Here is a 21,948-nt window from a genome sequence, read left to right on the forward strand (position 1 = left end):
TCTATTAATTGTCGAACTCTTCCTTCATTACCACCCTACCTCCTTGTTTAACGATATAAGTAATCTGGGTAGGTCGCGTTCCACCTTTGTCGTATACAAATTTCCACTCTAAATTTACTGTACCGTGCTCTTCTATATATTCTCTAATTTTACTTTCAAAAACCCGATAATCACCACGATTTATCTTCTTTAATTGAGGGAATATGTTATCTGTATCAGTGCCTGAACCACCTAAAAGCGCACCTAATATATGGCCAGTATCATCTTTTTGGGTACCACCTCTCGAACGGGCCCAATCACGTGCTTTCTGGTTAGTTGGCGTTCCTGTTCCTATATCAGCTTTCGTAACTGTTGCGGATGCTGAGATTATTTGATCTTGTCCATTTATTTCTATTTTAGGTACTTTGGCTAATCCCAATGGGTCAATCCATGCGAGGGGATCAAACACATAAGCATAGGTATTTTCGCCACCATATAGCCCTATCGGATCTTGGCTAAAATAGCGCCCACAATAGGGATCATAGTAACGGTTAAAATTATAGTGTAATCCCGATTCTTGATCAAAGTACTGTCCCTGAAATCGTAGATTCTGGTCGGTAGTGCCGGCGGCTATAGCAATTTGACCGTAGGATTTGTAAATACCACTCCAGACGATATCTCCATTGGTGCTGATTAGCTCTTGCGGTGTGCCTAGTTGATCGGTTAGGTAGTAGTAGATCTGACCACCGCGCCCCCGCCCCTGTAACTGCGCCAGAGGAATAAAACTATCCTCACTCGGCTCGTAAATATAGCTGCAACAGCGGTAGTCTTCCGCTTTGCTATCCTGATTGCGGACCGCCGATGGACTAAAATCGGCATCGTCGGCATGACATTCAGTAATTAATTTATTCCCCTGCCAAAAGAACAGGGTTTTATCCCCGGTTTGTTTATCCGTTTTACTGATACGCCTTCCAAAGGCATCGTAAGTATAAGTGTGCACGGTTTCTACCGCTTGATGAAAATCATTATCTCGATAGTGGCGAATTTTTTTAAATTCAATTAATCGGTGTTGGCAGTCCCATTTAAACTGATGTTCGGTATGTTGCCGTTTGCCACGTAACTCTTTTTGCCTAGGATACGGATGGAATAGGTTAGAAATAGATGCATAAAATAGTGCGTTACATGATTTAATTTCATGTTAATTATGCCGTTTATCAAACAAATCGCCTAAACTGCGGTTAGGATAAATTAGAAATAGATGAAGAAAATGGTGGTTTACATGATTTAACTTCATGTCAACTACGCCGTTTATCAAGCAACTTGCCTAAACTGCGGTTAGGATAAATTAGAAATAGATGAAGAAAATAGTGGTTTGGGTGATTTAACTTCACGTCAATTACCCCGTTTATCAAACAAATCGCCTAAACTGCGGTTAGGATAGATTAGAGATAGATGAAGAAAATAGTGGTTTTGATGATTTGATTTCATGTTAATCACGCCGTTTATCAAGCAACTTGCCAAAACTGCAGTTAGGATAGATTAGAAATAGATGCAAAAAATAACGGTATCCCTGATTTGATTAATGGTGATTAACTAGTTAACAAAAACAGAGGAGAGATACGGGAATACGGCTATGTAACTAATAATTAATTTTATAAGAAGCCGGATGGCTATCCGGCAATTAACTGTTCTTAATCTGGGATATGGGTTTCATAAATCGGTACAAAATCACTTAAAACCAATCCCCACTTATGATTAGCATACTCAAATAATTCATCAATATTTTGAAAAACATAAGCCTCATAACAATCAATGCTTTTATTAAATAAATAAAGATCCTCTTGATTAGGATCCGCATAATAAGTTTCAAACTTGTACAAATAAAAAACATTATCACTATCAGTAATTGGTCTATTTAGCCAATCAAGGTATCTACCAAAGTCTGAGTGTTCTAGCGCATCAATTTCTTTTAACCTTTTTATATATTTTTCATCATATTCAAGTGAAAAAATCTGAAAAAATCGAGTTTTATTATTTTCTTTTCTTTCTGCACATTGCCCACGCATCTCATATGGATATGGATGATAAGGATTATTATATGTTGTCTTTGCCATGTTTATACAATTTCCTTATGGTTATTTCCTTTAATCTAGGGAACTGGAACTATCATAGTAAACAATAGCGCTAGATTAAAATATACACAAGTATGTTAATCAACTTTTGCTAACCAATATACTTATTTAGATTATCAAACACCTTTCTAGGTTAGTCTCCTAAATTAACTGTCAGAATAAATTGGAAATAAATACAGAATCAAGTAAATCGTCTAAATTAACGGTTAGGATAGATTAGAAATAGATGCAAGAAATAACGGTCTACCTGATTTGATTAATGGTGATTAACTAGTACCAAAACATAGGGGGAATACGGCTATGTAACTAATAATTAATTTTATAAAAAGCCGGATGGCTATCCGGCGGTTAACTGTTTTTAATATGATGGTATATGGGTTTCATAACTCGGTACAAAATCACTTAAAACCAATCCCCACTTATGATTAGCAAATTCGAGTAATTCATCAATGTTTTGAAAATAATAGGTCTCATAACAATCAGAGCTTTCATTAAATAATTCAATCTCGTCTTGATTAGGATCCGCATAATAAGTTTCAATATAGTACAAATAAAAAACATTATCACTATCAGTAATTGGTCTATTTAACCGCTCGATATACGTATCATATCCAGAGTGTTCAAACATATCATTTTCTTTTAACCATTTAATTTCTTCTTCATCATATTTATATGAATGAACCTCAAAAAAACGAGTCTTATCTTTCTCCTGTTTTTCTGCAAATTGCCCGCGCATCTCATATGGATATGGATGATAAGGATTATTATATGTTTTCTTTGTCATGATTATAAAATTTCCTTATGGTTATTTCCTTTAATATAAGGAACTGGAACTATCATAGTAAACAATAGCGCTAGATTAAAATATGCACAAGTATGTTTATCAACTTTTGCTAACCAATATACTTATTTAGATTATCTACCCCCCTTCTAGGTTAGGATAAATTAGAAATAGATGAAGAAAATAGTGATTTACATGATTTAACTTCACGTCAATTACCCCGTTTATCAAACAAATCACCTAAACTTAGGTTAGGATAGATTAGAAATAGATGCAAGAAATAACGGTCTCCCTGATTTGATTAATGGTGATTAACTAGTACCAAAACATAGGGGGAATACGGCTATGTAACTAATAATTAATTTTATAAAAAGCCGGATGGCTATCCGGCGGTTAACTGTTTTTAAGATAATGGCATATGGGTTTTATAACTCGGTACAAAATCACTTAAAACCAATCCCCACTTATGATTAGCAAATTCGAGTAATTCATCAATGTTTTGAAAATAATAAGTCTCATAACAATCAGAGCTTTCATTAAATAGTTCAATATCGTCTTGATTAGGATCCGCATAATAAGTTTCAATATAGTACAAATAAAAAACATTATCACTATCAGTAATTGGTCTATTTAACCGCTCGATATACGTATCATATCCAGAGTGTTCAAACATATCATTTTCTTTTAACCATTTAATTTCTTCTTCATCATATTTAATTGAAAAAATTTCAAAAAACCGAGTCTTATCTTTCTCCTGTTTTTCTGCACATTGTCCGCGCATCTCATATGGATATGGATGATAAGGATTATTATATGTTGTCTTTGTCATGATTATAAAATTTCCTTATGGTTATTTCCTTTTATCTAGGGAACTGGAACTATCATAGTAAACAATAGCGCTAGATTAAAATATACACAAGTATGTTAATCAACTTTTGCTAACCAATATACTTATTTAGATTATCTAACCCCTTTCTAGGTTAGGCTAGTCTCATAAGTTAACTGTCAGAATAAATTCAAAATAAATACAGAATCAAGTAAATCGTCTAAATTAACGGTTAGGATAGATTAGAAATAGATGAAGAAAATGATGGTTTACATGATTTAACTTCATGTCAATTACGCCTTTTATCAAACAAATCGCCTAAACTGCGGTTAGGATAAATTAAAAATAGATGAAGAAAATGATGGTTTACATGATTTAACTTCACGTCAATTACCCCGTTTATCAAACAACTTGCCTAAACTGCGGTTAGGATAGATTAGAAATAGATGCAAAAAATAACGGTCTACCTGATTTGATTAATGGTGATTAACTAGTACCAAAACATAGGGGGAATACGGCTATGCAACTAATATTACAAAAAGCCGGATGCTATCCGGCGGTTAACTGTTTTTAATATGATGGTATATGGGTTTTATGTTTCTGTACAAAATCACTTAAAACCAATCCCCACTTATGATTAGCAAATTCGAGTAATTCATCAATGTTTTGAAAATAATAACGTTCATGACAATAAGTGCTTTCATTAAATAATTCAGGATCGTCTTGATTAGGATCCGCATAATAAGTTGCAATCTTATACAAATAAAAAACACTATCACTATCAGTAATTGGTCTATTTAACTGTTCGATACACATAGCAGCATAAGAACTTTCAAACAAATCATTTTCTTTTAACCGTTTTATTTTTTCTTTATCATATTTATATGAATCAACCTCAAAAAACCGAGTCTTGTCTTTCTCTTGTTTTTCTGCAAATTGCCCGCGCATCTCATATGGATATGGATGATAAGGATTATTATATGTTGTCTTTGTCATGTTTATACAATTTCCTTATGGTTATTTCCTTTTATCTAGGGAACTGGAACTATCATAGTAAACAATAGCGCTAGATTAAAATATACACAAGTATGTTAATCAACTTTTGCTAACCAATATACTTATTTAGATTATCTAACCCCTTTCTAGGTTAGGGTAGTCTCCTAAGTTAACTGTCAGAATAAATTGGAAATAAATACAGAATCAAGTAAATCGTCTAAACTGCGGTTAGGATAGATTATAAATAGATGAAGAAAATAGTGGTTTGGGTGATTTAACTTCATGTCAATTATGCCGTTTATCAAGCAACTTGCCTAAATTGCAGTTAGAATAAATTAGAAATAGATGAAGAAAATAGTGATTTACATGATTTAACTTCACGTCAATTACCCCGTTTATCAAACAAATCACCTAAACTTAGGTTAGGATAGATTAGAAATAGATACAAAAAATAACGGTCTCCCCTAATTTGATTAATGGTGATTAACTAGTACCAAAACATAGGGGGAATACGGCTATGTAACTAATAATTAATTTTATAAAAAGCCGGATGGCTATCCGGCGGTTAACTGTTTTTAATATGATGGTATATGGGTTTTATGTTTCTGTACAAAATCACTTAAAACCAATCCCCATTTATGATTAGCAAATTCGAGTAATTCATCAATGTTTTGAAAATAATAACGTTCATGACAATAAGTGCTTTCATTAAATAATTCAGGATCGTCTTGATTAGGATCCGCATAATAAGTTTTAATATAGTACAAATAAAAAACACTATCACTATCAGTAATTGGTCTATTTAACCGTTCGATATATGTATCATATCCAGAGTATTCAAACATATCATTTTCTTTTAACCATTTAATTTCTTCTTCATCATATTTAAATGAATGAACCTCAAAAAAACGAGTCTTATCTTTCTCCTGTTTTTCTGCAAATTGCCCGCGCATCTCATATGGATATGGATGATAAGGATTATTATATGTTGTCTTTGTCATGATTATACAATTTCCTAATTACTGTTGATTTAAAACACGTTGGGTTTATATTCTCCGCTAAAAAATATCCTTATGACTTTTCCATTAAATGCATGGATCTGTAGATGATGGCCCAATTTTGCATGATCGCCCATTTTTGCATTAGGATTAAATACATCCCAATGGTATGTGCCTTCCTTAAATGTGGATCGTCTAGGTAACCACCAGTTGGATCCAGATTTAGGAAAAAACACCCCGTAAGTCTTTTCATTATGATGATAGTTCGTTGTATTCAAAAAAGCCGCCGGTTGCTTGTTCCACGTAATAAATTTTAAAAGTACTTCTTCGGCGGCTTTTTGATCCTTTACCTCAATATTAATATTTTTTACTTTATCGTTATCTAATTGACGTATTATAGTGTTTACCGCCTGACCTGGACAGTAGTAAGATAATCCTAAGGGATCTATACATGCTAGTGGATCGGGGACATAGGAATAGGCATTTTCACCACCAGCAAGCCCTATCGGATCTTGGCTAAAGAAGCGACCACAATAGGGATCATAGTAACGGTTACGATTATAGTGTAATCCCGATTCTTGGTCAAAATACTGTCCCTGAAATCGTAGATTCTGGGCGGTTGTGCCGGCGGCTATAGCAATTTGACCGTAGGATTTGTAAATACCACTCCAGACGATATCTCCATTGGCGCTGATTAGTTCTTGCGGTGTGCCTAGTTGATCGGTAAGGTAGTAGTAGATCTGACCACCGCGCCCCCGCCCCTGTAACTGCGCCAGGGGAATAAAACTATCCTCACTCGGCTCGTAAATATAGCTGCAACAGCGGTAGTCTTCCGCTTTGCTCCCCTGATTGCGAACCGCCGATGGACTAAAATCGGCATCGTCGGCATGACATTCAGTAATTAATTTATTCCCCTGCCAAAAGAACAGGGTTTTATCCCCGGTTTGCTTATCCGTTTTACTGATACGCCTTCCAAAGGCATCGTAAGTATAAGTGTGCACGGTTTCTACCGCTTGATGAAAATCATTATCCCGATAGTGGCGAATTTTTTTAAATTCAATTAATCGGTGTTGGCAGTCCCATTTAAACTGATGTTCGGTATGTTGCCGTTTGCCACGTAACTCTTTTATCACATTACCATATTCATCATATTCATAATGTCGATCGCCCTGAATTTTTAAACGGTTGGCGCTAACTTGGCTGCTCGAGGCGGTATTGGACTGTTTATCGCCTTTAAGCGCATCAAGTGGCGCGTCACTGCTTAACAGGTTATTGGCACCATCATAAATAAACTGCTCATGATAGCCTTTAAAGCTTAACTCATCAGGCAGTTGTTTATGGTTATAAGGCTTATGGTTTGCACTAGCTAATCGGCTTTTTAAATCATGGGTGAATTTTTTGATACCCTTATATGTATCGGTAATTTGGGTTAGCTCACCTGCCTGATTGTATTGATAGTGGCGCTCAATCGGTTTTATGATATTGTCACCAACCGTAATGCGTTGATGCAGCAATCGGCCCATGCTGTCAAACTGGTTGCGCCAATTTAACTCGCCAAATCGCCCCAGTGTTCGATCGATTTCTTTACCTTGTTGCCAACGGTGGGTTGAAAGTGGTTGCCCATTTAAGTCAATTTGACTTACGTTATCGCCATGGTAATGGTAAGCGAGTATATTGCCATCTGGCATCCGCATTCGGTATAAGCGGCCGACGGCATCGTAATCGAAGTATTGACTACTAAATCCTTGATGCTCTTGGATTAGGCGACCACATTTGTCATATTGCCAAACTAACGGCCACTGGCCATCATCTACTTCGAGCAACTGACCAAAACCGTTATAACGATAGGCTATCTTTTGACCATCTGGGAGCGTTCGTGCGGTTAAACGCCCATGGATATCTCGTTCATATTGAGTGACTAATGCGGTTTCTTGCCGTCCGCTATCGCCATACTCGGTGCGTTTTATTATCTGGTCATTGGCATCATATTCCCAAAAAATTTGACGGCCATCGAATAATCGCTCCAATTGTACTTTGCCAGTTGGCGTATAATCAATATGGTAACGGTCACCATTGTGATTAATAATATCGCTGATTTCACCGTGAATATTGTTATATTCATACTGCGTATAGCTGTTATCCGGGTAATAAATTCGTTTAATCAATGAGGTATATTGATGATATTCAAAATGTGTTACCCGCTGCTTTTCATCAATCTCTTTCGTGACACCACCATAAGGATTATAACTAAATTTGCGTGATGTTCCATCTGGCCAGTGAACCGCCACTAAGCGACCGACATCATCCCATACCCATCGGGTTGCCCGCACAGCGTCAATATTATTTGTCGAATTAGGATCGGTTGTACTTTCAAAAATCAGTTGACCCAGTGCATTATAACGATAGTACATTACTTCCCCACTGGTATTTTGGTGCTCGAGCAATTGACCGAGTGCATTGAAGGTATAGCGCTCCGAGGTGTTATCCGGATAGATAATGGTGGAGAGTGAGCCATTTTCCGACCAGCGATAGTTGGTTTCTAACTTCATTGGGTCGATATAAGTTATCAAATTACCGTCATAGTCGTAACACCATTTTTCTCGTCTAATCTCTAATCTATCAGCACTATAATGTGTGCGCTCCATCAGTAAACCACGATTATAGCGATTAGTTATCACTTGACCATCAGGGAGACTTATCAATGTGCAACGTAACTGATCATCATATTGATATTCAGTTTTTTGACCGGCAGGATCGATCTCCGCGATTAGTTCACCATCTTGGCCATAATGACGGGTGGTTGTGGTGCCACTGGCTGAAACTTTTTTAACTAAACGGGCGGTCTGTCTATCATGCACCCAAATCTCTTTGCTACCATCTGCATAAATGGCTTCTGAGGTGCCAGTGGCGGCATCCCATTTATAGTTAACGTCTAAATTAGGTATATTACTCCATTGCCGAAGTGCTCGAACCGATTTGCCTTCACCAATCCATTCCCAATAAAATTCGGCACCGCCAGCCAGTTGTCTTTTGGTAAAAACAAAATCGGAACGGTACTCATAACGTTCGACTTCGTTAACGGGATTGATCACTTCACTTAATTGTCCTTGTTCGTCATAAGTATAACGTATTAGGCATTGAGGCTCCGAGCCAGCGATGGTGATATGGCGAGCTAAGCGAATTTCAGATAATCTATCGCCCTGTTCGGTCTCAATATAATAGAATAGGAGTGAAGCACCAGCTGTGTTTTCCAATTTGACCGGAAGCTGCCTTTCTGGGTCATAATGAACTAATAATTTTTGCTTGTTTTGTGAAAAAGCTGTGACCTGCCCATGATTATCCGATAAGCGATTGACATGCATAACCCAACCATTTAAACAGGCGGCAGTAAATAGATATTCATTCTCTTTTTCACTTAACCAAACCGCGGCTATGGCGAGTTTATTGGCGGATATGGGCATATCCTTACTTGGTAAATCGAGTGTATTGATTAAATTCTCATGATCGGTCCAAATGATAGTGTTATCTTCATCGTTAAATAAAAAATGGTGTTGTAAAGAGTGACTCCAACCATAGCCAAAGACGGAGTTTATCTCTACCGCTGTTGTACGATATTGCCGTTGTGTAACTATCCCCTAAAATAGTACAGCAAAAAAGTAGAAAATTCTCTATGATAAAAGTAAAGGGGATTTAATTATGAAAAAAATGACTGAACATCAAATAGTAGCTATTTTAAAAGAAGCTGAAGCGGGTATTCCTGTCAAAGAGCTCTGTCGTAAATATGGCATGGGTAATTCAACTTTCTATAAATGGCGGGAAAAATATGGCGGAATGGAAACTTCGGATATCAAACGCTTAAAGGAGCTTGAGGCTGAAAACGGTAAGCTTAAGCAGATGTTTGCCGAACTGAGCTTAAAATCCCAGCTTCAGGAAGAAATTATAAAAAAGCTTTAGAGCCCACAAAAGCACGTAAAACGTGGGCACAGCAACTACAACAAAATCATTCTATTACTATTGCTATGAGTTGTGCCATTGTTGGCTTAAGCCGTTGTGCTTACTATTATCAACCTAAGTTACTGGATGATTCGGTGATTGTTTCGGTGTTGAATGCTATCACAGACCGGCATTTACGCTGGGGCTTTCCTAAATGCTTTAATCGTATCAGAAAGCTCGGCTATAAATGGAATCATAAACGAGTATATCGGGTGTATTGTGAATTAAAGCTTAATCTCAGGGTAAAGCGTAAAAAACGCATTCCCCCACGAACCCCAGAAAGGCTATCAGCACCCAATAAACAAGGTGAATGTTGGTCAATGGATTTTATGAGTGACAGTAGTTGTAATCAACGTCACTTTAGGACATTCAATGTCATCGATGACTTTAATCGTGAGGCGCTAGGCATTGATATTGCTGTAAGCTTACCAGCAGGGAGAGTTACCCGTTACTTAGATAAATTGGCTGAATATCATGGGTATCCATTAAAAATACGAGTCGATAATGGGCCAGAATTTACAGGAAAAACCTTTATAAACTGGGCTAAATCCCATGATATAGCCATTGATTATATCCAGCCCGGTAGTCCTTATCAAAATGGCTATATTGAACGATTTAATCGTACCTATCGTACTGAAGTACTCGATTTATATCTTTTTAACAACTTAGCACAAGCAAGGAGAATAACCGAAGAATGGTTAACGATTTATAATACCGAAAGACCGCATGAGGCATTAAATAACATGACACCGATTGAGTATAAAACACTAAAACAAGCAGCATGATTTTCTACTTGAATCTTGTACTAGGTTTGGGGTATTTACAGTTGGAAGATAAAAGGATATAGTCCTAGTAAGGTGGCATCATCGAGTAACAGTAACTCTTCACCGGTAACCATTGAGATGGGATCTGCGGTAGTTGAAGTTTTTTTAGTAGATTGGGAATTTGAATTATTTTGAGTAGTAGATGTTGAAGAGTGGGAATTTGTAGTTGTAGTTGTAGTTACTCCTAACGATGTTGTCTGTTGTCCAGTATTATGATTTTTTCTATTGGCACGGAGAAAATCGGTTAAATGAAAACGTTTTGCATTAGTGGCAATCACTTTACCAAAACAATTAAAAATTACCGTGGTAGCACCGGAAATAAGAGCATTTAAGGGTGCCCAAATTACATTAATGACCTTCATCGCATTTTGAGTGGTGCGTATTAGTCGTGATGCCAAAAAGATAGTACCCAGGGCCGGATTGACAAAAGATAAAAGAGCGCCGAATAATATCCCTCTTAATAATTCACCTATAAAAGAACCACCAATTTTGACAATCAAATTTAAAATCTCACCCCAGGGATAGGAAACGAGTTCAGAAACTAAATAGCGACCAACAATATACATCAGTGCTTCGTCTCGAGTTAAGGCTAATAACTGATCTGCTTTACGTTTATCTTCTTCCAATATCTTCCCGATTTCAGATAAATCAAAAGTTATGCCATTTAATAATTCTCCTAATTTTGCTTTTGCACTGTTAAATTTATCTATATATTTTTTAGGATTGGTTAGAAGATTATAGGCTAGCATCACGTCATCCCAAACACTAATAAACCCCTTAAAAATTGACTCAGTAAATGTCTCTAATAATCCTTCTTTAAACGGTTCATCTAGCCACTTTTGTTTACGTTCTGGCCACTGTGCAGCTAATCGTTCATAAACAGTTAGTACTAAATCGTCATAAGCCTCGTACAATGCTTGATTATGCTGAACTAATTTATCATCTGTCGCCCGAATATAGTAATTTTTTCCGGGAGTTAATCCCGAAAAAACAACTTCTCCTTTCTCATTAGTTGTACCACTTGCTACTTGATCCGCAAGTTTGTATATAACTAAATCATCGCCATATCGTTCATAATTGATTTTAGTAAATACTTCAACGTTAACGTCTGGAATGGGTAAATCGAATACTGACTCGTATTTAAGTACGACTTTAATCGTTCCATCTTTTTCACACTTTGCAAAAGAAAAGTTGTCATTCTCTAAATCATTAGTTTTTTTAGTTTTTGATAGTCTTTCTTTTTTAGATTCTGCATCATTGATAATGGTCACCCTGTCCATTTCCAGAGTTGGTAACCCCCAAAAATCCAACGCACCATTCGCAAATTGAATATAACCTTTTTCTAAAAACTGCTTATATTCTGTCGTGATAATTTGCTTATTTTTAAATAACTCTAGTTCATCTTCAATAAATTCAATTGGTGTTAACATGCTAATATCCTTTTATTCAAAACTAACTAAAAAATTCACTCTCCAGTTCTTCAAATGGATTGGTAACTAACTCTAGTTCTTCGACTAATTTTGTTTTTAAGTTGTTTATGATGAGATTATCAATAACGTTATATTTAGCTGATTGCGATTGCCATAAGGCTAATATTCGCTGCTTAATTAGAATTTCCGGCAAAGTTTCATAATATGATGGATAGGTTTCTTTTAACCATAACAATAAATTAGTTATTATTGTTGTTGGATTATCTTTCATTATTGTATTTATTAACTCTTGCGGTATCCGCCACCAAGGGGTTTGTTGAGCTTGTTGTTCTACTGGAATATCAACTACATAGTGTTGATTATTAATCCAATAAAACGCAAACGCCGGGAGGATCTCTTGCCAACTATCGACAAAGTAATCAAGCATAATTGAGAGGTAACTTCCATCCCAATAACGGAAAAAAACCGTTTCTTCATTGACTGGCATAATCACTTGAGTCAACGAGCGTAAATGACAACAAATCGATTCAAATGGTAAATGAGAACGAGCAAGCCAGCCCCAGTCTTTATGTTCTGTTTCGGCTATCCATTTTAGAAAAGGACTATTTTCATCAAGTCTTACCAACATTGGCATGACCGAAAACCAATTTTCATAAGGTGTTTGAGAATAGAGTCCATAAGGTGTTTGCGAACCATCATGAAGGTAATAATTTTTAATAGCTTGGGCATCACTAACATTGGATAAAACAGCATAAAGTGGCATTTGAGATCTTGCTGTTATCGCAACCCACTCAGTAAGCGAAATTGTGCTCATTTCTACTCCCTTACGATCAACTTCTGTTATGTATTAGCGGTTATCGGTTACTTTTTATCAGAAAATTTTAAAACTGCGACTTAAAAACTTACTGCAAATTAAAACCGTCATGTCTTAATTTAACATCTCCTACAACATCTCACCTACAACATCCATCTTTCCCATTTATCGTCTTCGTCTCTATAGACTTCTTTTTTATCGATACGCCACTCTTTATTTTTATAGTGAAGCGTATAACGATAGCGATATTGCAAGATGGAATGATCTTGGGTTTCAATGGCAATTTTATTTTTGTTCAACACCTCAGTTGCCAGTATTTCTTCATCGGGAGAATATTCTGCTGGATATCTAGTATTTAACGCAGCTTGCCTACCATATTTCCGCTCTCTTAAGGTACAATAAGTATTAAATATTGCATCAAGTTCCTCTCCCTTTTTGGCGTCCAAAGGTTCTAACTTTTCATATTCACCTTTGTCAACGTATTCCATAGTTATAGCATGATAATATACTTCCCATTTATTCATTGCGATAATAAATTTTTTTAGTACGGCTACTGCTTCTTGTATATTAGGTTCCATAATATATCCATCCGTTTTCTAACCAGCTAATTTGTCAATACCATTACAGATAATATCGCAGCAATAGTTTAAGTATAATTACATTAATCCGATTATGCAAACAAATGTAAATATCTAAATTATCCAATGTATTTCTAGGTTCGGATAAATAAGAAATAGATGAAGAAAATAGTGGTTTGGATCGATTGAAAAAATAGAAGAATATATAGAATACTACAACACCAAACGGATTAAAGCCAAATTAAAAGGCCTGACTCCGGTTGAATATCGAAATCAGGCCTTATAAGCCGCTTAATAAAAGTGTCCAACTTTATGGGGTCACTTCACTAATTAGCGAGGTTTTTTCTGGCTTTAACTCGGGCGATGGCGTCGGCAATCGATTGTTTGCGATCTTTCTGTGTAGTCGCACTACTTGTCGACATCGACCTAGGAAATAAAATAGTAGGTGGAACTAACTGATTACGGCTTAAGCGTTGTTGTTTCTTCTCGGTTAACAATAACTCTTCTTGCTCACTTAGGGCAACGCCAAGGGTCGTTAAGGTAATACAGTCAGTTGGACAGGTATTAATACAATTACTACAAGAGGTGCAGAACTGCGGTAATATCGTATGTAGCACCTGTTTGCTACCAACAATAGCATCAGTAGGGCAAACGCGAATACATTTACCACAACCAATACAATTTTCTTCATCAATAAAGGCTTTATATTGCATAATCAATTTTGAATTAACTTAAACCAACAATATTACCATCTTTGTCAATATCAATATGACGATAAGCTGGATTGGTACCGAGCCCAGGCATAGTCATTACATTGCCGGCATAAACACGAATAAAACCAGCACCTGCCGAAATTGCTAAATGGCTGATGTCGACATCAAAGTCTGTCGGTACATTTTTTAAATTTGCATCGGCACTAATCGACATCGGTGTTTTCGCAATACAAAGTGGTAGATGATCGAGCTTTAACGCTTCAATTTCCTTGATGTTTTTAAGCGCAGTTTCCGATAAATTGGCTTTATTGGCACCATATTTTTTTACCATAGTTTGAATCTTATCCATTAATGACATACTGTCGGGATAAGGTAACTTGATTTCACTTGGCATATCACACGCTTTAATCACATGTTTAGCCAGTTTTTCTGCGCCTTTACCGCCTTGAGTAAATACTTCACTGACTTCACAGGCAAATGCACCATGTTCAATCGCGTATTTTTGTAAAAATGCTAATTCTTCTTCACTATCATGTGGGAATCGATTGATTGCAACAATCACTTGCAAACCATAACTTTTAGCATTATTGATATGCCACGCTAAATTAGCTGCACCAATTTCTAGTAATTCCACATTAGACTCTGAGATCTCTTTAGGAATGGTTTGCCCTGGTTTGATATTATATTTACCGCTATTGGATTTTAAGCTACGTACAGTTGCGACTAAAACCACACAGGATGCTTTAACGCCAGCTTGTCGATATTTAATGTTAAAGAATTTTTCCATACCCATGTCAGATCCGAATCCGGCTTCGGTTATCACATAGTCAGCTAATTGCAAAGCAATGCGGTCAGCGATAACCGATGAGTTCCCATGGGCAATATTTGCAAATGGTCCGGCATGAATCAACACAGGAGTGTTCTCAACGGTTTGCATCAAGTTTGGATTGATGGCATTTTTAAGCAATACCGTCATGGCACCTGCCACTTCAAGTTGCTCGGCGGTAATGGGCTCACCCTGGGTATTATAGGCTAAAGTAATACGACCAATACGTGTTCGCATATCATGTAAATCGGATGCCAATGCCAATATTGCCATCAGTTCAGAGGCAGCGGTGATCTCAAATCCGTCACGGCGTTCTATACCATTGACGCCACCGCCAACACCGACAGTAATATTACGCAGAGCGCGATCATTGTGATCGATAACGCGTTTCCAAACAATACGATTAACATCGATGTTTAAACGTGGTAAACCAGTTTGAGTTGTAAATTCATCACCAAGGCGCTCTTCATGATAAAGACGAGAATCTAATGCCGCAGACGCTAAATCGTGGGCAGCGGTAATCGCATGAATATCACCAGTAAGATGAAGATTTAATGTTTCCATCGGCAAAACTTCGGCTTGCCCGCCACCGGCAGCACCACCTTTAACCCCAAAAACAGGTCCTAAGCTAGGTTGACGAATACAGGCGATAGCAGATTTACCTAAATAGTTAAGACCTTCACTCAGACCAATGGTATTAACTGTTTTACCTTCACCTAACGGAGTTGGCGTAATAGCGGTAACTAAAACTAATTTACCATCCGCTCTATTTTGCTTGTCGTTAAGAATTGATAAGTCGATTTTGGCGACATGTTTGCCGTAAGGAAGTACGTATTGTTCAGGAATATTACATTTTTCAGCGATTTCAGTTATTGGGCGTAAGGGCATTTTCATTCTCGTATTGCAAAAAATTAGGTTGTCAGTATAAAGAATTTAAAATGCCGAATAAAGCAACAATTTAATCTTTATTGATTTTCGGCACAATCGTTAATTATCTTGTTATAATAGCAAAAATTTTCAACTTAAGGATATTAGTTAAATGAACTGGTTTTCACAGTATTCTCTCTTCTTGGCTGAAACAGCAACTGTTGTTATTGCTATTTTAGTGGTATTAATTTTTATTTTAAGTCAACGGCGAAAATCATCAACGATCGCTGGACGTTTATCAGTAAAAGATATTAGTCAAGAGTATGAACAAGTCAAAGATGACATGCTTATGTCAAGCATGGATGAAGTTGAAGCCAAACAGTTTAATAAAGAACTTAAAAAACAAAAAAAACTCGAAAAAAAACAAGCTAAACAAGCTGCTAAAAAGAAAGACAGCTCTGATGAAAATGCTAAATCATCAGATGCTAAACCGAAATTATTTGTTCTATCATTTAACGGTAGTATGGATGCCCACGAAGTTGAAGAGCTACGTCAAGAGATCACGGCCGTACTCGCCATCATCAAACCAGAAGATCAAGTGGTAGTAAAACTTGAAAGCCCAGGAGGGGTAGTGCATGGTTATGGACTTGCAGCTTCACAATTATTACGTTTTAGAACACGCAATATTCCATTTACAGCAGTGGTTGACAAAGTTGCAGCCAGCGGTGGCTATATGATGGCCTGTACCGCTAGCAAAATTGTTGCAGCGCCGTTTGCAATTGTCGGTTCAATTGGTGTAGTTGCGCAAATCCCTAACTTTAACCGATTACTAAAAAAACACGATGTTGATATTGAATTACAAACAGCGGGAGAATATAAACGAACCCTAACTATGTTTGGTGAAAACACCGACGAAGGTCGTCAAAAATTCAAACAAGAACTCGAAGAGACGCATCTATTATTTAAAGACTTTGTAAAAGAGTATCGACCAAATATCGATATAGAACAGGTGGCTACTGGCGAACACTGGTTTGCAACTCAAGCCAAAGAAAAGGGACTGGTCGATGAAATTAGTACCAGTGATGACTTTATCTTATCGTATTTAGACACCCATAAAATCATTGCGGTTAGCTATCAACGTAAACAAAAACTAACCGAAAAACTGTCAAAAAACGTCGTAAAAGGCATGGAGAGATTATTCTTTAGACAAGGAAACGGACTATAACAGTCCGTTTTTTTAATCAAAATAACATCAAACTGTTCGCAGGCGAACATTATTAATATCCCTACGGTAACATTGTAAAAAATGAAAAAAGCACTTTAAAACGATAATATCTGTTACCTTCAACCTAAATCAATTGTTAACAAACATTTTTAATGTTTAAAATTTGCTTGTCAGCATTGTTAGATGATTGCTTTTAAATGTTATTTTATGGGAATTTTACAAAAGTTAACAATTTAGACGCTAAAATATATTGCGTCGATCTTTTGAGCTATTATAATTTTACCCGCTGAAGGAAAATCAGTTAGAAAGCAACAAAATAAAAAATAAATCCAAATAAAACATAAACTTAATTGACGGGAATGTCAAAATGCATTATAATTTTCAACACGCAACACGCAACACGCAACCTGCCCAACCAATAATCTAAAGCCGTCTAATTTTTGCCATCGATATTTACTATTTCACCTTAGTCTATTTTTTCAACAAATTTTAAGCGCTTCGCTAAAATCATTCTATAGCTCTTGGTTATTCCGGCAAATCTTTTTAGTGGTATGGCTTATTTCACTGTTATTGACTACCTGCCGTAGTCAAGCGTTAACCGCTAAGACATCAAATATTATTCATGGTAATGCTCCCTATTTAACCTTTGATGGTGGTCTGACTTCAGTAACTAGCTCGGAAGGTTTTCTTTGGATAACTTTATCCAATGGGATTAAATTTACTCCAGCAAATAATAATTCGTCAATCAAACCCATTGAGTTGCCATATAGTGGTCAAAGTTTTGCTGATATCGCTATGTTAGTGCCAACAGACAGTAATTCTATAGCATTAAATTCGCTTATCGGTTCACCTAATAATTTTTGGGGTGATGATGATGGCGATGGTCAGGGTGTTAATGGGATAACGGCTACCGGTAGTTTAAATCTATCTATTGTTGATAAAAATGGCAATGAGGTAGCACGTAATGAAGTCTTAACAATATGTGATGCGCCTTATAAAGTAACTTTAATGAGTACAGACGGTACATTACGCACCCGTTATGGGATTCCTAATAGTAGTAGTTTTAGTGCTAGTAGTACAACTTACTATGTTAATCCTAATGAACATCCAAAGGTCTGCTTTGCTAAACCTAACCTAATATACGGTTCAAATACTGAAATTAATGGTATAGATTTTCGTGGTCCAGTTTCAATTTGGAATTCTAATAAAGGGTTTATTCCCCAGTCTACTAATCCATCCTCTTATCATCTAAATTTTCCAACTACAGGCGCCAATAATTTATATTTTGATTTAGATATAGGTGGTGCGCAATCTTTGATATGGCCAGAGCAGATTGAACATGGGGGAATTACCGCTACGCTTGAACCGAATTCTACCGGTACTAGTGTGAGAGTAACCCTAACTGGTCCGGTTGCAACGCCTTCACAATGGGGGGTTAGTGGATCCAATAACATCGTTAAACCTGAATTACCTCAACTCTTTGAGTTAGTCGGTAAAGATGGGAATGGTAACGCTGTTGTCAAATATGGATTTACATTAAAACAATGGTTTGTCAATCGTGGTAGCAAAAAAGATACAGCTATAAATCAGGCATTGTGGTGTCGTGATATTGGATATCGCATGCCTGAGGTAAAAGATTTAACTAATGCTGCATGTACGGGGGCATGGAGTGGGCCTCGTTGTGAAGGAGCGGTTGGAGCTACACCATCATCAGTTGGTAATTATTACCAGCGTCGCATCGGTGCTGGTTTTTTTACTGAATGGGGTCACATGGTATTTTATCCTAACGCAGGTATTGGAAATGACTATTTTTATTGGACTAGTGATTCAGTTGGTAGTGATCAATTCATTGTGTATCCATATGGTGGGGACTTTTATAAGTATGATGCATCTAGCGATTTTTATGTTTTTTGTTCCTTACCTTAGGCTTAGTTTTCATTTTCATTTCTTGGTTATGAGGTTAAATAAAAAATGCAAGTAATTGGCTAGAGCAAAATAGCTATTCAATACTTTAATTTTGTTAATTTTTCTATATGAAATTTTGGGGTGAAATGCAGTGCAGAGTTCTTTTTTTGAAGAAATTTTTTGGAAAAAACTATTTTAATGGCTAAAAAATTAACAAATAAGTTTTTTAAACAGTCGTCCAAACAAATAAATTTACAAAAATTAACAATTTAAATGCTATAAACCATTGCTTAGTTTTTTCTAATTATTATAATTTTTATTGTTCTAAAGGACGATTAGGTTATAAAAAACCTATCAGAACAAAAACCCAATAAATCGTGTGGTTAATCGACAAGGATGTCGAATTGTAATATGGTAATTCAATCAATTTTCAATAACTGTTCAAGTGATGATCTAAATTCCCGTCCTTAATTTCAGTAATTAAAGTTTCTGTTTTCACCTTACAGAATTTTCTTAGCAAATTTAATTTATGGTCGAGCATCATATGGAATCTTTGCTCATGACACATATGCATAATATTAAAAGTTTACTTTAGATAACTTTATCAGACGGAACAACATTAACCCCCAAAACCAATAACTCATTATTTATGCCGAAAGTTTGACCGAATATGCGTGGTATTTTTGCTAATAAGCGATTAATGTTAATTAATAGTTTGATTTTAATAACAAAATTGGCTAAATCCAACCGAGAATCAAATTTTAGCAGGAAATTTGCAAGGGGATAATCGATCACTTTTATTTTTAATATCAGTAAGTTAAATATACCTAAAGAGCACTTTTACAAAAGTTAACAATTTAAACGCTAAAATATATTGCGTCGATCTTTTGAGCTATTATAATTTTACCTGCTGAAGGAAATCAGTTAGAAAGCAACGAAATAAAAAATAAATTCATATAAAACATAAATTTAATTGACAGGAATGTCGAAATGCATTATAATTTTCAACACGCAACACGCAACACGCAACCTGCCCAACCAATAATCTAAGACCCTTTATTTTTGGTTATGAAGATTCACTATTTCACTTTAGTCTATTTTTTCAACAAATTTTAAGCGCTTCGCTAAAATCATTTCACAGATCTTGGTTATTCCGGCAGATTTTTCTAGTAATATGGCTTATTTCACTGTTATTGGCTTGTTGTTCTAGTCAAGCGTTAACCGCTAAAACATCGAATATCATTCATGGAAATGCCCCTTATTTAACCTTTGATGGCGGTCTTACTTCAGAAACTAGCTCGGAAGGTTTTCTTTGGATAACTTTGTCTGATGGAACTAAATTTACTCCAGCAAATAATAATTCCTCAATCAAACCCATTGAGCTGCCAAATAGTGGTCAAAGTTTTGCTGATATCGGTATGTTAGTGCCAACCGACAGTAATTCAATAGCATTAAATTCGCTTATCGGCTCAACTAATAATTTTTGGGGCGATAATGATGGCGATGGTCTGGGGAATAATGGTATTTCACTTACTGGTAATTTAAATTTAACTATTACCGATAAAGATAATCAACCGATATCTCGTAATGAAGTTCTCGATATTTGTAAAGCACCTTATAGAGTTACGCTAAGTACTACAGAAGGAAAATTAAGCACACAGTATGGTTTTCCTAATAGTAGTGTTATTAGTGCTACTAATCAGACGTATTATATTAATCCTAAAGGGCAACAGCCATTAATTTGTTTTATTAAGCTAAATCTCCATTTTGGAAGTGGTAAAGAGATAGATTGGGGAGGGATTTTTGATTCAGCCGGTCCCCCTGATATATGGGATACAAAAAAGGGTTTTATTCCTCAGTCAAGCTATGAACAAAATTTTCCAACTACTGGTGCTAACAATTTATACTTTGATTTAGATATAGGTGGAGCAGGACCTCTGATATGGGAGGAAAAGATCGAACATGGTGGTATTACAGCAGAGATAACTCCTGATGCTAATGGTTCACTTGTTCGTATCACACTAAAGGGGCCAGCCGCTACACCAGAACAACATAAATCAGCATCACCAGATAATATCGCTAAGCCGATATTACCACAGATGTTTGAGTTAATCGGTAAAGATCGTAATGGAAATGCAGTAATCAAGTACGGCTTTAATTTAAAGAGATGGTTTGTTAATCGTGGTGAAGAATATACTAAAGATCCTAGTGTAGCAAAAGACTGGTGTGGAAAAATTGGTTATCTTATGCCACAGGTAAAAGATCTTACTAATTCAACCTGTAAAGGCCCATACGGAACTGTTCAATGCAAAAATATTGAAGGTGCACAACCGCTATCATCTGGTAATTATTTCAAGCGTATAATTGGTGCTGGCTTTTTCTCGGAGTGGGGCTTTACGAAATATTACACTGCTGCTAATTTCTCAACCTATGATTATTGGTTAATTGAAGCATCAGGAAAAGTATTCTGGGTGAATTCGGAAAATGGATATGTCAGTGACAATTTACCTCATTCTGGTTACGGTGTAATCTGTGTTTGGCGATGAGTATACAATCCTATTTGTTGTATGATAGTTGAGAGAGAAAAAATAACGTAGGGCAATAAGAAAACAGTTGTAGACAAAAGAGCATTCAAATCGGTAGAGTTGGATGGTTTAAACGGTTTGGCTCTATGCACTATGCAATAAAACCGAGAGGTCTGCAGCTACTTATGCCGGGTTAAATGAAGGTAATTAACGATACTCAACAGGGTGATTTTAATAACAAAATTGGCTGTATCTAACCGAAAATCAAATTTTAATTGGTAATTTAGCGGTCTATAATCGGTGATTTCCCTTTTAATATCAAAAGTATAAAGTACAACTAAGGATCATTTTTACAAAAGTTAACAATTTAAACGCAAAAATATATTGCATCGATCTTTTGAGCTATTATAATTTTACCTGCTGAAGGAAAATCAGTTAGAAAGCAATGAAATAAAAAATAAATTCAAATAAAACATAAATTTAATTGACAGGAATGTCGAAATGCATTATAATTTTCAACACGCAACACGCAACAC

At 36.1% G+C, this 21,948-nt stretch carries 16 protein-coding genes and 1 pseudogene; 5 read left to right on the top strand and 12 right to left on the bottom strand.

The window, feature by feature from the left end; genetic code table 11:
• Positions 1-4: 4 nt before the first annotated feature.
• The 7 genes from AC5LXV_RS06345 to AC5LXV_RS06375 all read right to left on the bottom strand — a co-directional run bounded on the left by AC5LXV_RS06345 (position 5) and on the right by AC5LXV_RS06375 (position 9,173).
• Positions 5-979 (bottom strand): RHS repeat-associated core domain-containing protein, encoded by a 975-nt coding sequence (locus tag AC5LXV_RS06345; RefSeq protein WP_493467704.1) that lies wholly within the window; start codon positions 977-979, stop codon positions 5-7.
• 691 nt (positions 980-1,670) lie between these two features.
• The gene (locus AC5LXV_RS06350) at positions 1,671-2,093 is read right to left on the bottom strand and encodes a hypothetical protein (protein WP_493467705.1); all 423 of its coding nucleotides are present in this window, start codon (positions 2,091-2,093) and stop codon (positions 1,671-1,673) included.
• A 376-nt stretch (positions 2,094-2,469) separates the two neighbouring features.
• Positions 2,470-2,895, bottom strand: a complete 426-nt coding sequence (locus AC5LXV_RS06355; RefSeq protein WP_493467706.1) for a hypothetical protein — start codon at positions 2,893-2,895, stop codon at positions 2,470-2,472.
• Positions 2,896-3,295: 400 nt separating this feature from the next.
• On the bottom strand, positions 3,296-3,721 hold the full coding sequence (locus AC5LXV_RS06360; RefSeq protein WP_493466759.1) for a hypothetical protein: 426 nt from the start codon (positions 3,719-3,721) through the stop codon (positions 3,296-3,298).
• 567 nt (positions 3,722-4,288) lie between these two features.
• On the bottom strand, positions 4,289-4,714 hold the full coding sequence (locus tag AC5LXV_RS06365) for a hypothetical protein (RefSeq protein WP_493451192.1): 426 nt from the start codon (positions 4,712-4,714) through the stop codon (positions 4,289-4,291).
• A gap of 575 nt (positions 4,715-5,289) precedes the next feature.
• Complete coding sequence (locus AC5LXV_RS06370) at positions 5,290-5,715, bottom strand: hypothetical protein (RefSeq protein WP_493467707.1); 426 nt, start codon at positions 5,713-5,715, stop codon at positions 5,290-5,292.
• A 29-nt stretch (positions 5,716-5,744) separates the two neighbouring features.
• A complete protein-coding gene (locus AC5LXV_RS06375; RefSeq protein ID WP_493467708.1) occupies positions 5,745-9,173 on the bottom strand; it encodes an RHS repeat-associated core domain-containing protein in 3,429 nt (1,142 codons plus the stop codon).
• A gap of 235 nt (positions 9,174-9,408) precedes the next feature.
• Between AC5LXV_RS06375 and AC5LXV_RS06380 the strand changes: the two genes are divergently transcribed.
• Positions 9,409-10,490, top strand: a protein-coding gene (locus tag AC5LXV_RS06380) for an IS3 family transposase (RefSeq protein WP_493466188.1) whose coding sequence is annotated in 2 segments (ribosomal slippage) — positions 9,409-9,652 and positions 9,652-10,490 — 1,083 coding nt in all. Because the reading frame shifts where the segments join, the coding sequence is not laid out codon by codon here.
• A gap of 35 nt (positions 10,491-10,525) precedes the next feature.
• On the opposite strand, the gene AC5LXV_RS06385 is transcribed toward AC5LXV_RS06380, so the two are convergent.
• The 3 genes from AC5LXV_RS06385 to AC5LXV_RS06395 form a co-directional block, all read right to left on the bottom strand.
• On the bottom strand, positions 10,526-11,959 hold the full coding sequence (locus AC5LXV_RS06385) for a hypothetical protein (protein ID WP_493467709.1): 1,434 nt from the start codon (positions 11,957-11,959) through the stop codon (positions 10,526-10,528).
• A 22-nt stretch (positions 11,960-11,981) separates the two neighbouring features.
• Complete coding sequence (locus AC5LXV_RS06390; protein WP_493466763.1) at positions 11,982-12,773, bottom strand: DUF4123 domain-containing protein; 792 nt, start codon at positions 12,771-12,773, stop codon at positions 11,982-11,984.
• A gap of 143 nt (positions 12,774-12,916) precedes the next feature.
• Positions 12,917-13,351 (bottom strand): NTF2 fold immunity protein, encoded by a 435-nt coding sequence (locus AC5LXV_RS06395; RefSeq protein WP_493467710.1) that lies wholly within the window; start codon positions 13,349-13,351, stop codon positions 12,917-12,919.
• Between the two features lie 193 nt (positions 13,352-13,544).
• Here AC5LXV_RS06395 and AC5LXV_RS06400 point away from each other — a divergent pair.
• Positions 13,545-13,637 (top strand): annotated as a pseudogene (locus tag AC5LXV_RS06400) (IS3 family transposase); the annotation flags it as partial.
• Between the two features lie 40 nt (positions 13,638-13,677).
• Here the strand turns inward: AC5LXV_RS06400 and AC5LXV_RS06405 are convergent.
• Both AC5LXV_RS06405 and AC5LXV_RS06410 read right to left on the bottom strand, forming a co-directional pair.
• Positions 13,678-14,064 carry an RnfABCDGE type electron transport complex subunit B gene (locus tag AC5LXV_RS06405; RefSeq protein ID WP_034885086.1) on the bottom strand — a complete coding sequence of 129 codons (387 nt, stop codon included), beginning with the start codon at positions 14,062-14,064 and terminating at the stop codon, positions 13,678-13,680.
• Positions 14,065-14,077: 13 nt separating this feature from the next.
• On the bottom strand, positions 14,078-15,784 hold the full coding sequence (locus AC5LXV_RS06410; RefSeq protein ID WP_493467711.1) for a formate--tetrahydrofolate ligase: 1,707 nt from the start codon (positions 15,782-15,784) through the stop codon (positions 14,078-14,080).
• Between the two features lie 145 nt (positions 15,785-15,929).
• Here AC5LXV_RS06410 and sohB point away from each other — a divergent pair, with 145 nt between their 5' ends.
• The 3 genes from sohB to AC5LXV_RS06425 all read left to right on the top strand — a co-directional run bounded on the left by sohB (position 15,930) and on the right by AC5LXV_RS06425 (position 21,433).
• Positions 15,930-16,982, top strand: coding sequence for a protease SohB (sohB, locus tag AC5LXV_RS06415; protein WP_493446124.1), 1,053 nt, complete (start codon positions 15,930-15,932; stop codon positions 16,980-16,982).
• A gap of 546 nt (positions 16,983-17,528) precedes the next feature.
• Positions 17,529-18,908, top strand: a complete 1,380-nt coding sequence (locus AC5LXV_RS06420; protein ID WP_493467712.1) for a hypothetical protein — start codon at positions 17,529-17,531, stop codon at positions 18,906-18,908.
• Between the two features lie 1,172 nt (positions 18,909-20,080).
• On the top strand, positions 20,081-21,433 hold the full coding sequence (locus tag AC5LXV_RS06425; RefSeq protein ID WP_493467713.1) for a hypothetical protein: 1,353 nt from the start codon (positions 20,081-20,083) through the stop codon (positions 21,431-21,433).
• Positions 21,434-21,948: the final 515 nt, after the last annotated feature.

This window comes from Gilliamella sp. LMG 34359, assembly GCF_984569085.1.